The organism is Metabacillus idriensis, from assembly GCF_050483325.1.
Lineage (GTDB): Bacteria > Bacillota > Bacilli > Bacillales > Bacillaceae > Bacillus_P > Bacillus_P idriensis_A.
In genome coordinates, this window is record NZ_JBCMYF010000039.1 from 44,304 (window position 1) to 58,504 (window position 14,201).

Sequence of the window (14,201 nt, forward strand, 5' to 3'; positions counted from 1 at the left end):
TAATATTCTTGAATTTAGTTCTTATGGGTCTGCCAGGAGCCGGTAAAGGCACACAGGCAGAACGAATCGTTGAAAAATATGAAATCCCTCATATCTCAACAGGGGATATGTTCAGAGCTGCTATTAAAGGTGAAACTGAATTAGGTCTTAAAGCAAAATCCTTCATGGATCAAGGTGCACTTGTTCCTGATGAAGTTACAATTGGTATCGTCCGTGAGAGATTGGGCAAGAATGATTGTGAAAAAGGTTTCCTCTTAGATGGATTCCCGCGAACAGTTGCTCAAGCTGAAGCTTTAGAACAAATTCTGTCAGATCTTAATAGAAAAATGGATTACGTCATTAATATCGAGGTTGATAAAGACATCCTTATGGAGCGTCTTACAGGTCGCCGTATTTGCAAAAAATGCGGATCAACATATCATCTCGTTTTCAACCCTCCTGCGGCTGAAGGAATTTGCGACAAATGTGGCGGAGAACTTTACCAAAGAGAAGATGATAACGAAGAGACTGTTGCAAACAGACTTGAAGTGAACCTCAAACAGACACAACCTTTGCTGAATTTCTATGAAGAAAAAGGATATTTGCGTAATATTAATGGACAACAGGACATTAAGCAGGTTTTCGTTGACGTTAATGAACTGCTTGGAGGATTAGGTGAATGATCATTTGTAAGACTCCACGTGAAATTGAAATCATGCGTGAAGCTGGTCGCATTGTCGCATTGACCCACCAGGAACTCCAAAAACATATACAGCCTGGAATTACTACAAAAGAGCTGGATGTAATTGCCGAAAAGTTTATACGCGGAAGCAATGCAATTCCTTCTTTTAAAGGTTATAATGGTTTTCGCGGGAGCATTTGTGCTTCAGTGAATGAGGAGCTCGTTCACGGAATACCTGGAGATCGAGTATTGCGTGAAGGAGACATTATCAGCATTGATATCGGTGCTAAGTATAATGGCTATCATGGTGACTCTGCTTGGACATATCCTGTTGGAAAAATCTCTCTGGAATCTGAAAGACTTCTTGAAGTAACAGAGGAATCCTTATACAAAGGGCTTGCTGAAGCAAAGCCTGGCGAGAGACTATCCAATATATCACACGCTATTCAGACGTATGTTGAACAGCATCAATTCTCGGTCGTTCGGGAATATGTTGGACACGGCGTTGGACAGGATTTACATGAAGATCCGCAGATTCCGCATTATGGTCCGCCAAACAAAGGTCCGAGGTTAAAACCAGGCATGGTCTTGGCAATTGAGCCAATGGTTAATGCCGGCAGCCGTTACGTAAGAACTCTTTCTGACAACTGGACAGTTGTTACGCAAGACCGCAAGATGTGTGCTCATTTTGAACATACAATTGCTATTACTGAAACTGGCTATGAAATTTTAACTAAAGCCTGATCCGAAGGTGATATTGTTTGAACGAAGCCGAATCGAGTCCGCGCATAGGTCAGTTTGTCTATATTACTGAAGGCAGAGAAGCTGGACAATATGCTGTTGTGATCAATATTCTCGATGAACGATTCGTTTTGATAGCTGATGGAGAGAATCGATTGTTTCACTCCCCGAAAAAGAAGAATGTTAATCATCTAGAATTTATTGATTGCGTATCTCCGGAAGTTCAGAACAGTATATATGAAACAGGTCGTGTGACAAACGGGAAACTTCGGTTTGCCTTAACAAAGTTTGTCAATGAGCAAGTTGCTGATTTGAAGAAGGGAGAAAAGTGAATGGCGAAAGACGATGTAATTGAAGTAGAGGGTACTGTACAGGAGACATTGCCAAATGCAATGTTCAAAGTTGAGCTTGAGAACGGTCATACGGTTTTAGCGCATGTATCTGGAAAAATCCGCATGCATTTTATTCGTATTTTACCTGGAGACAAAGTTACGGTAGAATTATCACCATATGATCTATCTCGTGGCAGAATTACGTACCGTTTTAAATAAAACACTCCGCAACTAAGGAGGTAAGAGAAATCATGAAGGTAAGACCATCGGTTAAACCAATCTGTGAAAAATGCAAAGTTATTCGCAGAAAAGGCAAAGTAATGGTAATTTGTGAAAATCCAAAACATAAACAAAAACAAGGCTAAAACTAAAGGAGGTGCAGCTTTAAATGGCTCGTATTGCTGGTGTAGATATTCCTCGTGACAAACGCGTAGTTATTTCATTAACATACGTTTTCGGTATTGGTCGTCCAACTGCTGAAAAAGTACTAGCTGAGGCTGGTGTTTCTGAAGATACTCGTGTGCGTGACTTAACAGAAGAAGAATTAGGTAAAATTCGTGATATCGTAGACAAGCTGAAAGTTGAAGGAGACCTTCGTCGTGAAGTTTCTTTAAACATCAAACGTCTGATTGAGATCGGCAGTTTCCGCGGTTTGCGTCATCGTCGCAGTTTACCTGTTCGTGGTCAAAATACCAAAAATAACGCTCGTACTCGTAAAGGACCTCGTCGTACGGTTGCGAACAAGAAAAAATAAGGTAAAGGAGGTTAACCCACAATGGCTCGTAAAACGAACACTCGTAAGCGTCGCGTAAAAAAGAATATTGAGGCAGGTATCGCTCATATTCGTTCAACATTTAACAACACGATTGTTACTATTACAGACGTACATGGTAACGCTCTTTCTTGGTCAAGTGCAGGTTCACTGGGATTCAGAGGATCACGTAAATCCACTCCATTTGCTGCACAAATGGCTGCTGAAGCTGCAGCTAAAGGATCAATCGAACACGGTATGAAAACTCTTGAAGTAACTGTTAAAGGACCAGGCGCAGGCCGTGAAGCTGCAATTCGTGCACTTCAAGCTGCTGGTCTAGAAGTAACAGCTATCAGAGACGTTACTCCGGTTCCACATAACGGATGCCGTCCGCCAAAACGTCGTCGTGTATAAATTTTCTGTATAGATTTTGTATCCCTGTCAATAATGGGTTATGATACAGTAAAAAGTTCTCGCAGAAATAACTATTTGTTGTTGTGCACATTCGGGACTTTATAATGGGGAATTTCGGTTAGACACACCTAAAAGCTTGCTTTTGTCTAGCCGGGGTTTCGACGTTTTGAAGGAGGGTTTATAGATGATAGAAATTGAAAAACCAAAAATCGAAACGGTTGAAATCAGCGACGATGCCAAGTACGGTAAATTCGTCGTCGAACCACTCGAGCGTGGATATGGTACTACTTTGGGTAACTCCTTACGTCGTATTCTCTTATCTTCACTCCCTGGTGCCGCTGTAACATCAATCCAGATAGATAGTGTACTCCATGAATTCTCTACAATCGAAGGCGTTGTTGAAGATGTTACAACAATCATTTTAAACATTAAAAAACTTGCTCTTAAGATTTATTCTGAGGAAGAAAAAACGCTTGAGATTGACGTACAGGATGAAGGAGTTGTAACGGCTGCAGATATTACTCACGACAGTGATGTTGAAATTCTAAATCCGGACCTTCATATTGCTACATTAGCGAAGGGTGCACATTTCCGTATGAGATTGACTGCGAAGCGTGGACGCGGATATACTCCGGCTGATGCAAACAAAAGAGAAGATCAGCCAATTGGCGTTATCCCAATCGATTCAATTTTCACACCTGTAGCCCGCGTGTCTTATCAAGTAGAAAATACACGTGTAGGTCAAGTGTCGAACTATGATAAACTTACTTTTGATGTGTGGACAGACGGAAGCACAGGTCCAAAAGAAGCGATTGCACTTGGTGCAAAGATTCTGACTGAACATCTTAATATCTTCGTAGGGCTTACAGATGAAGCTCAAAACGCTGAGATTATGGTGGAAAAGGAAGAGGACCAGAAAGAAAAAGTTTTAGAAATGACGATCGAAGAATTGGATTTGTCAGTTCGTTCTTATAACTGTTTAAAACGTGCAGGCATCAACACTGTACAGGAGCTTGCTCATAAAACAGAAGAAGACATGATGAAAGTTCGTAACTTAGGTCGTAAATCTTTGGAAGAAGTTAAAGCGAAACTAGAAGAACTTGGCTTAGGTCTTCGTAAAGACGACTGACGACTAGTTAACAAGTTAACTAGCGTTTTCGCGTGTTTCTAAAATTAACATACAGTATTAAACGAAGGAGGGAACACATAATGCCTTACAGAAAATTAGGACGTACAAGTGCTCAACGTAAAGCGTTACTTCGTGATCTAACTACAGATTTAATTATCAGCGAGCGCATTGAAACTACTGAGGCTCGTGCGAAAGAATTACGTTCAACTGTAGAAAAAATGATTACTTTAGGTAAACGTGGGGATCTTCATGCCCGCCGCCAAGCTGCTGCTTACATCCGTAACGAGGTAGCAAACGAAGAAGGCACGCAAAATGCACTTCAAAAACTATTCGGTGATATCGCACCACGTTATACAGAGCGTCAAGGTGGATACACTCGCATAATGAAACTTGGACCTCGCCGCGGCGACGGAGCACCAATGGTTATTATCGAATTAGTTTAATTATATTTAGTTACTCCAAGGGCGGGTCAGTTTTTAGAAACTGGATCTATGCCCTTTTTTTATACACTTAAAGCCCCTCTGCTTTTATACAGGCTCTGAGGGGGCATTCTAAGTGTTAGCAGAGAGAGAATAGAAGAGTACAGGTGTTTTTTTATGAACGTGCAGTTGCATGTTTTCATAATAAGAACACAGGTGAGGGAGGCAGCGATGGAACAGCCGATCATTCATGTGAATGAACTGACATTCCGTTATCACGAAGAGGACGCAAGACCCGCATTGAACTCCGTTTCCTTAAGTGTAAACAAGGGAGAGTGGCTTGCGGTTGTCGGTCATAACGGCTCGGGCAAGTCTACACTTGCGAGAGTCCTGAATGGTCTGATACTGCCTCAGAACGGTAACGTAATCGTAAACGGCATCACTCTTAATGAAGATTCAGTTTGGGAGATAAGAAAGCAGATTGGCATGGTTTTTCAAAATCCTGATAATCAATTTGTCGGTACAACCGTAAAGGATGATGTGGCTTTTGGTTTAGAAAATCACGGAGTGCCGCGGGAAGTCATGAAAAAGCGTGTGGAGTGGGCTACACATAAAGTGAAGATGGAAGCATTTCTCGATCAAGAGCCGCACCATCTTTCAGGAGGACAAAAGCAGCGTGTTGCCATAGCTGGTGTCATAGCTGTCCAGCCTCAAATTATCATCTTAGATGAAGCAACCTCCATGCTTGATCCCCAGGGAAGAAAAGAAGTCATGGAAACAGTAAGGGAACTAAAAGATCAGGGGATCGTTACGGTCATATCGATTACTCATGATCTGGAAGAAGCTTCGAAGGCTGACAGGATTATTGTCATGAATGGCGGGGAAAAGTTCGCTGAAGGTACACCTGAGACAATCTTCAAGCTTGATCAGAAGCTAGTTGAAATTGGTCTTGATCTCCCTTTTCCATATAGAGTGAGCATGAAGCTGAGAGAAGCAGGGGTTAATCTGACACGCAACCATCTAGATGAAGAAAGCCTGGTGAACGAACTATGGACATTACATTCAAAGAGTTAGAGCACAGGTACCAAGTTCATTCCCCTTTTGAACGTCTTGCCCTTTATGACATCAATCTGACGATTAAAGATCGTTCGTTTGTTTCGATTATCGGACATACGGGATCAGGCAAATCTACCATCCTGCAGCATCTAAATGGCCTGCTGAAGCCAACAAAGGGATCTGTTTCTATCGGGGACCGCAAAATTGAAGCTTCTAAGAAAAATAAGAATTTAAAATCAATCCGCCAATCGGTTGCGATTGTCTTTCAGTTTCCTGAGCATCAGCTGTTTGAGGAAACGGTGGAACGTGATATTATGTTTGGCCCCTTGAACTTCGGCGTGCCGCCTGAAGAAGCGAAAGTGAAGGCGGCAGATGCATTAAGACGAGTAGGACTTCCTGCTGAGGTACTTCAAAAATCGCCGTTTGATTTAAGCGGCGGACAAATGAGACGTGTCGCCATTGCTGGTGTTCTTGCTATGGAGCCGAAAGTGCTTGTACTCGATGAACCGACAGCAGGACTTGATCCAAGCGGCAGAAAAGAGATCATGGATCTTTTCTATACCCTTCATCAAGATCGCTTTCTCACGACCATTCTTGTCACACACAGCATGGAAGACGCGGCCCGTTATTCAGATGAAATCATCGTCATGCACAAAGGAACTGTTCAAATGAAGGGAACTCCTGAAGAAGTATTCAGCCATTCAGAAACGTTAATTTCTGCAGGGCTTGATCTTCCGGAAACGGTAAAGCTACAAACAACAATCGAACAAAAGCTTGGCAAGGAACTGAAAGGGATCTCACTTTCCATTGATGATTTGGTTCATCAGGTTGCATCTGAGATAAAGGGTGGCCCAAAATGATGAGCAGTATGATCATTGGAAAATATGTTCCTGGAAGTTCTCTCATTCATAAGATGGATCCGCGTTCGAAATTGACGATGATCTTTTTGTTTGTCTTTATTGTCTTTTTTGCTAATAATACTATGACCTATGCAATTCTTGGCATCTTCACGCTTTCTATTGTCGCTTCTACCAAATTGCCGCCAAGATTTTTGCTGAATGGCTTGAAGCCGATTATATGGATTATCTTATTTACCTTTATTTTGCACATACTGGTCACTAAAGAAGGGCCTCTTCTGTTTGAATTTGGTTTTCTATCGATTCATGAAGAAGGAGTCAGACAGGGGATTTTCATTTCCCTGCGTTTCCTGTTCCTTATTCTTCTTACGACGATCCTGACATTAACTACTACTCCTATCGAAGTAACAGACGGGATGGAAAGTCTGCTTAATCCTTTTAAAAAAATCGGTCTGCCTGTCCATGAACTCGCATTGATGATGTCGATCTCACTCCGGTTTATTCCAACACTTATGGAAGAAACGGATAAAATCATGAAAGCGCAGATGGCAAGAGGCGTTGATTTTACAAGCGGACCTGTCAAACAAAGGATCAGTGCCATCATACCGCTGTTAGTGCCGCTGTTTATAAGTGCGTTTAAAAGGGCCGAGGAACTTGCTACAGCTATGGAAGCGCGCGGATATCAGGGCGGCGAGGGCAGAACAAAGCTGCGCGAGCTGAAATGGGGAATCCTCGATACAGGTATTCTGGCCATTTTAGTCGGTGTAGGTATTGTTCTATTACTATTGCGTTCATAGGAGCTTATTATGAGGGTAAAATGCACAATCGGATATGATGGAACCAGATTTAACGGCTTTCAAATTCAGCCGAATCTGAGAACCGTCCAGGGTGAGATTGAAAGGGGTCTTAAAAGGCTTCATAAAGGAAAAGAAGTAAAAGTATTTGCATCGGGAAGAACGGACGCAGGGGTCCACGCAGTCGGACAGGTTCTGCATTTTGATACGGACATATATATTCCTGAGGACCGCTGGCCAAATGCATTAAATTCACTGCTTGCTGAGGACGTTGCGCTTCAGTCCGTTTCATTTGTAAACGATGACTTTCATGCAAGATATCATGTCCGAGCGAAAGAGTACCGTTATAAAATAAACCGTTCTGCAATCCGGAATGTATTTAATCGAAATTATTCCTATCATTATCCTTATAAACTTGATTACGTCAAAATGAGAGAAGCGATTAAATTTCTGATCGGCACTCATGACTTTACCAGTTTCTGTTCTGCGAAAACAGATAAAGAAGACCGGGTAAGAACTTTATATGATATCGAATTTTATGAAGAAGATGACATGCTTACATTTCGGTTTGTAGGTGATGGCTTCCTTTATAACATGGTAAGAATATTGGTCGGAACTCTGATCAATACAGGGCGCGGAGCTCTGGATCCTTATCAGATTCCGGAGATACTGAAAGCGCAGGATCGTTCCTTATGCGGCAAAACAGCCCCGGGTTCTGGATTATATTTGTGGAAAGTTTATTATGACAACTAAACCAGGTGTAACATTTTCTTGACAATGTTGCCTGAACGTTATAATATATCATATGGTATGTATTTCAACCCCACAAATAAAGCCCCGGAAGAGTTTAATTTGTGTTTTGAAATAGAATGATTAAATTTTAACAACTGAAAGATATTTAGGAGGGAAAAACATGCGTACAACATATATGGCGAAAGCAACTGAAGTTGAACGTAAATGGTTCGTAGTAGATGCGGCCGGCAAAACTTTAGGTCGTCTTGCTAGCGAAGTAGCATCTGTACTTCGTGGAAAACACAAACCAACTTACACACCACATGTAGACACTGGTGATCATGTGATTATCATCAATGCAGCACAAATCGAACTTACTGGTAAAAAATTGACTGACAAGATTTACTACCGTCACAGCCAATTCCCAGGCGGTTTGAAATCAAGAACAGCTCTTGAAATGCGTACAAACTACTCTGAGAAAATGCTTGAATTAGCAATTCGCGGAATGCTTCCTAAAGGTTCATTAGGACGTCAAATGTACAAAAAATTACATGTATATGCTGGCAACGAACATCCACATCAAGCACAACAACCAGAAGTTTACGAACTTCGCGGTTAATTATTAAGGAGGTTATTAATTTGGCACAGGTTCAATATTACGGTACTGGCCGTCGTAAAAGTTCAGTAGCGCGTGTTCGTCTGGTTCCAGGCGAAGGCCGTATTGTTATCAACGATCGTGAAGTAAAAGATTATATCCCATTCGCAGCTTTAATCGAAGATATTAAACAACCATTAAACTTAACTGAAACAACTGGAAGCTATGATGTTTTAGTTAGCGTTAACGGCGGTGGATTTGCTGGTCAAGCTGGCGCAATCCGTCATGGTATCTCTCGTGCATTATTAGAAGCTGACCCAGAATACCGCGGCACTTTAAAGCGCGCTGGTCTTCTAACTCGTGACGCTCGTATGAAAGAACGTAAAAAATACGGTCTTAAAGGCGCTCGTCGTGCACCTCAGTTCTCAAAACGTTAATTCGTTTTCCAAAACCACAACATTATGTTGTGGTTTTTTTGTTGTCTAAAATATGCTGTCCTCCCACCTGAGATTTGAAAACTTTACCGCGTATGATAAACATGCAAAGTAGGACAATAGAGTGAGGGGGCATTTATATGATGGAAAATATCACTTCACTTTCAGATAAAAGAAGAGAAAAGCAAATCAACTATGAACGAAGCATCCTTAAGGACCTTACGTTAACTCAGCTGAAAACAAAAGCTTACGAGTGCTTTGGTGTTTTTATGCATTCCGGTAAATTTGACTACTCAGCTATAGAAGATGGCTGCATTGATTTTTCCATTGAGGCCTATCTGCTTGGTGCAAGCTACAGCAGGTTTGGATTTTTTGGGGAAACTATGCAGACTGTGAATGCCAGATCGAGACGGGAAGAAAAACTGCTTGTTGACCAGCTGTTTGACTACATGCTGATATGGGGAAACCCTGGAGAAAATGATTTCAAAAACGAATCGATCTACTATGCTTGTGAGTTTTTAATTCATTTGTGGTGGTCTGAGGGTTTTGAAAAAGGAGAAAAACGGCTGAAACTTCGTCTCCATTAAAAATTGGATAGCTTATCATATTTCCTGCTGGTTCGCCATATAGTGGTAAAGGACGAGCAGGAGGGGAAAAGATGAGAAGAAAGCTAAGATGGTTTGGCTTTGGTGCAGGCTTTATTTTATTACTCCTATTATTTCAGTTTCAATTTGGCAACGACAGCTCCTGGAAATCGTGGAATCTGCCTTTAACGGGAAAAGTGATTTACATAGACCCGGGCCACGGAGGACCAGACGGTGGGGCGGTAGGAAAAGAACATCTTGAGAAAGATATTGCACTTTCCATCTCCAAGCAGATTAGAGATTATCTTCAAGAACAGGGAGCATTAGTCCTTCTCACCCGTGAAACGGATACAGATCTTGCTGAAAAGAATACAAAAGGATATTCAAAGAGAAAAGGGCAGGATTTGAGGAAAAGGCTGCACATGATTAATGATTCCGAAGCAGATTTGTATTTGAGTATTCACTTGAATGCCATTCCCTCTAATGAGTGGAGCGGGGCCCAGACTTTTTATCATTCCAAAATGAAGGAGAATGAAAAGGTGGCAAAATTCATTCAAGATGAACTAAGAAGGAATTTAGAGAATACAGACAGAATAGCAAAACAAATGAACACGATCTACCTAATGAAACACATTGATAAACCGGGTGCGTTAGTAGAAGTAGGCTTCCTGTCTAACCCGGAAGAGGCCAGGCTTCTTGGGACGGAAGAATATCAGGACAAAGTGGCTGCATCTATTTATAACGGCATTTTAAGGTATATGACACATGAAAAAAATCCTCCTGAGTGAAGGATTTTTTTGTTTTCTGCTGCATGCTCTGGCCGGAATGTGCAATACCTCTTTTTTGTCTATATATGTTATACTGATGTAAACGAATACAACAAAGGGTGGTTATCATGCTGAATGAGGAAACAGCTCGTAAAATTGTCGGGAATTTAGAAGAACCTTTTTTACATAGAACATTAGAAGAATTAAATGCAATTGAAGAAGTTTCCATAAAAGAAGAGAAAAATCATATTAGCATGAAAGTCGCGATTGCCAAAACAGGTACATCTGAACAAATGCAGCTGCAGCAGGAAATTGTTGCTAAACTGAAGGAAACAGGCGCTGCAACAGTGGGCCTCCGTTTCACTGAGCTTCCTCAAAAAGTCATCGCGAAATATCAAACTGCAAAGCCTGAAGATCCTTCATTGCTCTCTAGCGGAAAGCAGCCGACGTTTATTGCGATTGCAAGCGGAAAAGGCGGAGTCGGCAAGTCTACTGTATCCGTGAACCTGGCCGTTGCACTTGCTCGCTTAGGCAAGAAAGTCGGCTTAATTGATGCGGATATTTATGGATTCAGTGTCCCTGATATGATGGGAATTACAAAAAGACCGGTTGTGAGGGGAGAAAGAATCATCCCTGTTGAGCGGTTTGGAGTACAAGTTATCTCAATGGGCTTTTTTGTTGAAGACAATGCTCCGGTCATCTGGAGAGGACCTATGCTTGGTAAAATGCTCAACAACTTCTTCCAGGAAGTAGAATGGGGCGACCTGGATTACCTGCTGCTTGATCTGCCTCCTGGTACTGGCGATGTTGCACTCGATGTCCATGCCATGCTGCCGTCCTGTAAGGAAATCATCGTGACGACTCCTCATCCAACAGCTGCATTTGTAGCGGCAAGAGCGGGTGCTATGGCTCTTAGAACAGAGCATGAGGTAATTGGAGTAGTCGAAAATATGTCTTACTTTGAAAGCAAGCTCACTGGTGAAAAAGAATATGTATTTGGCAAAGGCGGAGGAGAAAAGCTTGCAGGTGAACTTGATGTGCCTGTGCTTGGAAATATTCCGCTGCAGCAGCCGGACTGGAATGAAGAAGACTTTGCTCCATCTGTTTACGCAAAAGATCACCCAACAGGTGAGATTTACTTAGGAATTGCCAAGAAGGTTACAGAACTTGTGCCTGTAAGTGTATAAGGAAAAAGCGCCAAGTGATTGGCGCTTTTATCTTTTATTTAATGGAGGCGGATTATTACCCGCCAGATCCAGTTTCACTTTGTCCGCCTTGCTCTGATTGCTGGCCGCCTTCACCGCCGCCCGAGCTTTCACTGCTTCCGCCTTGCTGATTCATTTCTTTAGCAGCTTTCAGGAGGGTTTCTTCCATCTTCGTTTTGAAGAGCGGGCTATTAATCGTTTCTGTGATGACTTGCTGTAAATGCTTGCGGAATTCTTGACTTTGAAGCACTTTTACCGTTTGTTTTTCCATTTCAGGATTTTCGAGAACGCCAATAAGCATTTCTTGATACTCAGGGTCTTTCATTAATCCTTTAATGACTTTTTCATGCTCCGTCTGCAGGCTTTTGGCGAAGCTTTCACTGAACTTCGGATCTTCAAAGGTTTTTTTCCAGAATTCCGCGCCTTTTTCAGATGTCAGTGTTTTAGAAATGGTATCTGAAACAACCTTTTGATCCATGATCAAATTTTGCTTCATGTCATCATTTTTCAAAATTTCCTGTATTGCTTTTTTTCCATCATCGGTCTTTAGTATATCAACAACCATTTTTTTTGTTTCTTCATAATCAAGCTGTCCTGCAGGCTGATCCTTTGGTGAACAGCTTGCAAGGAAGGAACATATGGCTACTAGCGATAATAATGAGAGCAACCTTCGCTTAGTCATGTTTGCAAAGCTCCTTTCATAATCAAGTTGCTTATTTTTAATATGAATTATCTAAAGGTTTTTATACTGGGAATTAAAATAGCTTTTTAAGAAAGACATTGGTAAAATTTCATGAGTAGATTACATATTGGGGGAAACTGCATTGAACAGTAGAAATTGGGTTCGTTTGTTTTTGACGACTCTGCTTGTCGGAGGCGTCAGCACAAGCATCGTCGGCTTTGCTTTAAGATGGGGAGAGTATCAGAAATTTTTTGTCTCTTTTGATCTTGTTGAAATCCTCTCCATTTTATTTTGGCTGATTGGTGTTGGTTTTATTTTTAGTATTATTAGCCAAATGGGCTTTTTTGCGTACTTAACAATTCACCGCTTTGGTCTTGGCATATTCAAAACAGCAGCTTTATGGAATGCCATTCAAATCGTGCTGATTTTGTTCGTTGTGTTTGATTTGATTTATTTCCGCTATCAGCTGTTCGCAGCAGAAGGCGAATCGATTCTGTCTTATATTCTTCTTGCATTATTCATTGTTGTTTTTGGTCTGGCTGTAGCTTACATCAAAATGCAGCAAACAAATAAAATGGCTTTCATCCCGGCTTTGTTCTTTATGATTGTCGTTACTTCTGTCGAATGGGTCCCTGCTCTCCGCGTAAATGAGGGAGACTGGCTGTATCTTATGCTCATTCCGCTTCTCATCTGCAATGCGTACCAGCTATTATTGTTAACGAAATTCTCTCAAGCCAAAAAAGCTAAGCCCATGTGAGCTTAGCTTTTTTTATGAATCTTTATTTTACTTCAGTTGTTTTCACATTCCCATTAGCGATTAATTCAGCAACGGATACATTTTGTAATCCTTTTTGTTTCAGTCCATCCACAATCTGGGGAAGTGCTTTTTGTGTTTGCTTAGCGGAATCAGAAGCATGCAGCAGAATAATGTCTCCGCCTTGAACACTGTCATTGACGTTCTTAACAATTTCATTTACTCCTGGATTGGTCCAATCATCAGAGTCAACACTGTAGTGGACAACCGTATATCCATATCTTTCAGCTATAGTAAGTATTTCTTGATTGAAATTGCCTGTTGGAGGTCTGAGGAGTTTAATATCCTTCAGTCCGAGTTCATTAAATACATCTTGTGCCATCAGAATGTCGCGGCGAATGTCCTCAGCCTCCAAAGAAGTATAATTTTTATAGGCATAGCCCATGCTTCCGATCTGGTGTCCATCCTTTACAATTTGTTTCACGATTTCCGGATGACGTTCAGCCCATGCCGCAGAAAGGAAAAAGGTTGCGTTAGTAATGCCGTTTTGCTTTAATGTTTCAAGAATGGGCTTAGCTTTCTCATCTCCCCAGCTAATATCAAAAGTCATTGAAACCTTATTCTCCTTTTCTTCGCCTCTGAAAACGGCTTTAGGACCATCTGCAGTTGAAAAAACAGGGAATTGCATAACGTTTTCTATATATAATATCCCAGCTGTAAAAAGCGCAGCTATCACAATAATGATAAGTTGCTTGATCTTTTTAACATGTAAAACGTAAAAACTGTTCATCCTCATCAACCCCGTCCCAATGTTCTTGTCTCATATGTATGCCAAGCTGTTAATAATATGATTAGAAAAATACAGCTTGTGCAATAATGATAAAACTTAGGCATCTTAGAGGAGGATCATATGTCAAAAGGGTTCATTTTTAATGATAAAGAAGCACAGGAAATGGAACTGCTGGTTGAGCAGGAATTATCCATTATCAGCAACATCCTGATTGATGAAAACTTAACGTTCGTCCAAAAAAGGTCTCTATTAGAAAAAAGAGAACTCCTTAGCAATTTGTATAAAATTATCAGCGGAAAATTTGATCAGCATTTTAACAAAAATATTAAATGATTTCTATTGACCATGAATGGAATAGATGGTATATTATTCTTCGTCGCTAAGAAACAATTTGAATTTGAAAGAACGAAAAAAATATTTCAAAAGGTTGTTGACACAGCGATAGAGACCATGTTAAATTATATAAGCCGTCACCACTGATGGCGCAAATGATCTTTGAAAACT

21 protein-coding genes and 1 pseudogene are annotated in these 14,201 nt (G+C 41.1%); 20 read left to right on the plus strand and 2 right to left on the minus strand.

What is annotated here, in order from left to right; genetic code table 11:
- Positions 1 to 8: 8 nt before the first annotated feature.
- The 18 genes and pseudogenes from ABEQ24_RS21840 to ABEQ24_RS21925 all read left to right on the plus strand — a co-directional run bounded on the left by ABEQ24_RS21840 (position 9) and on the right by ABEQ24_RS21925 (position 11,453).
- On the plus strand, positions 9 to 662 hold the full coding sequence (locus tag ABEQ24_RS21840; RefSeq protein ID WP_430008725.1) for an adenylate kinase: 654 nt from the start codon (positions 9 to 11) through the stop codon (positions 660 to 662).
- Positions 659 to 1,405 (plus strand): type I methionyl aminopeptidase, encoded by a 747-nt coding sequence (gene map / locus ABEQ24_RS21845; protein WP_070875218.1) that lies wholly within the window; start codon positions 659 to 661, stop codon positions 1,403 to 1,405. Before ABEQ24_RS21840 ends, map begins: the two co-directional genes overlap by 4 nt.
- A 17-nt stretch (positions 1,406 to 1,422) precedes the next feature.
- Positions 1,423 to 1,757: pseudogene (locus ABEQ24_RS21850) on the plus strand (KOW motif-containing protein).
- Complete coding sequence (gene infA, locus ABEQ24_RS21855) at positions 1,735 to 1,953, plus strand: translation initiation factor IF-1 (RefSeq protein ID WP_070875217.1); 219 nt, start codon at positions 1,735 to 1,737, stop codon at positions 1,951 to 1,953. The pseudogene ABEQ24_RS21850 and the gene infA overlap by 23 nt, the downstream one beginning before the upstream one ends.
- Before the next feature lie 32 nt (positions 1,954 to 1,985).
- Entirely contained in the window at positions 1,986 to 2,099 is a 114-nt protein-coding gene (gene rpmJ, locus ABEQ24_RS21860) for a 50S ribosomal protein L36 (protein WP_003156543.1), read from the plus strand.
- A 23-nt stretch (positions 2,100 to 2,122) separates the two neighbouring features.
- Positions 2,123 to 2,488, plus strand: coding sequence for a 30S ribosomal protein S13 (gene rpsM / locus ABEQ24_RS21865; RefSeq protein ID WP_070875216.1), 366 nt, complete (start codon positions 2,123 to 2,125; stop codon positions 2,486 to 2,488).
- Positions 2,489 to 2,509: 21 nt separating this feature from the next.
- Positions 2,510 to 2,899, plus strand: coding sequence for a 30S ribosomal protein S11 (rpsK, locus tag ABEQ24_RS21870; protein WP_029282777.1), 390 nt, complete (start codon positions 2,510 to 2,512; stop codon positions 2,897 to 2,899).
- 184 nt (positions 2,900 to 3,083) lie between these two features.
- Entirely contained in the window at positions 3,084 to 4,028 is a 945-nt protein-coding gene (locus ABEQ24_RS21875; RefSeq protein WP_251626514.1) for a DNA-directed RNA polymerase subunit alpha, read from the plus strand.
- A gap of 80 nt (positions 4,029 to 4,108) precedes the next feature.
- Positions 4,109 to 4,471 carry a 50S ribosomal protein L17 gene (gene rplQ / locus ABEQ24_RS21880; RefSeq protein ID WP_070875214.1) on the plus strand — a complete coding sequence of 121 codons (363 nt, stop codon included), beginning with the start codon at positions 4,109 to 4,111 and terminating at the stop codon, positions 4,469 to 4,471.
- 207 nt (positions 4,472 to 4,678) lie between these two features.
- Positions 4,679 to 5,521: an energy-coupling factor ABC transporter ATP-binding protein gene (locus tag ABEQ24_RS21885; protein WP_430008726.1), complete on the plus strand. Its 843-nt coding sequence runs from the start codon at positions 4,679 to 4,681 to the stop codon at positions 5,519 to 5,521.
- On the plus strand, positions 5,497 to 6,363 hold the full coding sequence (locus ABEQ24_RS21890) for an energy-coupling factor ABC transporter ATP-binding protein (RefSeq protein ID WP_430008727.1): 867 nt from the start codon (positions 5,497 to 5,499) through the stop codon (positions 6,361 to 6,363). Before ABEQ24_RS21885 ends, ABEQ24_RS21890 begins: the two co-directional genes overlap by 25 nt.
- Positions 6,360 to 7,157 (plus strand): energy-coupling factor transporter transmembrane component T family protein, encoded by a 798-nt coding sequence (locus ABEQ24_RS21895; RefSeq protein ID WP_430008728.1) that lies wholly within the window; start codon positions 6,360 to 6,362, stop codon positions 7,155 to 7,157. Before ABEQ24_RS21890 ends, ABEQ24_RS21895 begins: the two co-directional genes overlap by 4 nt.
- Before the next feature lie 6 nt (positions 7,158 to 7,163).
- On the plus strand, positions 7,164 to 7,907 hold the full coding sequence (gene truA, locus ABEQ24_RS21900; protein ID WP_430008736.1) for a tRNA pseudouridine(38-40) synthase TruA: 744 nt from the start codon (positions 7,164 to 7,166) through the stop codon (positions 7,905 to 7,907).
- A 160-nt stretch (positions 7,908 to 8,067) separates the two neighbouring features.
- A complete protein-coding gene (gene rplM / locus ABEQ24_RS21905; protein ID WP_070875209.1) occupies positions 8,068 to 8,505 on the plus strand; it encodes a 50S ribosomal protein L13 in 438 nt (145 codons plus the stop codon).
- A gap of 20 nt (positions 8,506 to 8,525) precedes the next feature.
- Positions 8,526 to 8,918 (plus strand): 30S ribosomal protein S9, encoded by a 393-nt coding sequence (gene rpsI, locus ABEQ24_RS21910; protein WP_070875208.1) that lies wholly within the window; start codon positions 8,526 to 8,528, stop codon positions 8,916 to 8,918.
- Positions 8,919 to 9,055: 137 nt separating this feature from the next.
- Entirely contained in the window at positions 9,056 to 9,502 is a 447-nt protein-coding gene (locus ABEQ24_RS21915; RefSeq protein ID WP_307428390.1) for a DUF2521 family protein, read from the plus strand.
- 71 nt (positions 9,503 to 9,573) lie between these two features.
- A complete protein-coding gene (gene cwlD / locus ABEQ24_RS21920) occupies positions 9,574 to 10,287 on the plus strand; it encodes an N-acetylmuramoyl-L-alanine amidase CwlD (RefSeq protein WP_430008729.1) in 714 nt (237 codons plus the stop codon).
- 107 nt (positions 10,288 to 10,394) lie between these two features.
- Positions 10,395 to 11,453 carry a P-loop NTPase gene (locus tag ABEQ24_RS21925; protein ID WP_430008730.1) on the plus strand — a complete coding sequence of 353 codons (1,059 nt, stop codon included), beginning with the start codon at positions 10,395 to 10,397 and terminating at the stop codon, positions 11,451 to 11,453.
- Between the two features lie 55 nt (positions 11,454 to 11,508).
- On the opposite strand, the gene gerD is transcribed toward ABEQ24_RS21925, so the two are convergent.
- Positions 11,509 to 12,153 carry a spore germination lipoprotein GerD gene (gerD, locus tag ABEQ24_RS21930; RefSeq protein WP_430008731.1) on the minus strand — a complete coding sequence of 215 codons (645 nt, stop codon included), beginning with the start codon at positions 12,151 to 12,153 and terminating at the stop codon, positions 11,509 to 11,511.
- Positions 12,154 to 12,295: 142 nt separating this feature from the next.
- On the opposite strand from gerD, the gene ABEQ24_RS21935 reads away from it, so the two are divergent.
- Positions 12,296 to 12,910, plus strand: coding sequence for a KinB-signaling pathway activation protein (locus ABEQ24_RS21935; protein ID WP_430008732.1), 615 nt, complete (start codon positions 12,296 to 12,298; stop codon positions 12,908 to 12,910).
- A gap of 22 nt (positions 12,911 to 12,932) precedes the next feature.
- Here the strand turns inward: ABEQ24_RS21935 and pdaB are convergent, their stop codons facing one another.
- Positions 12,933 to 13,697, minus strand: coding sequence for a polysaccharide deacetylase family sporulation protein PdaB (gene pdaB, locus ABEQ24_RS21940; protein WP_430008733.1), 765 nt, complete (start codon positions 13,695 to 13,697; stop codon positions 12,933 to 12,935).
- 120 nt (positions 13,698 to 13,817) lie between these two features.
- On the opposite strand from pdaB, the gene ABEQ24_RS21945 reads away from it, so the two are divergent.
- A complete protein-coding gene (locus tag ABEQ24_RS21945; protein WP_133313817.1) occupies positions 13,818 to 14,030 on the plus strand; it encodes a hypothetical protein in 213 nt (70 codons plus the stop codon).
- Positions 14,031 to 14,201 lie beyond the last annotated feature (171 nt).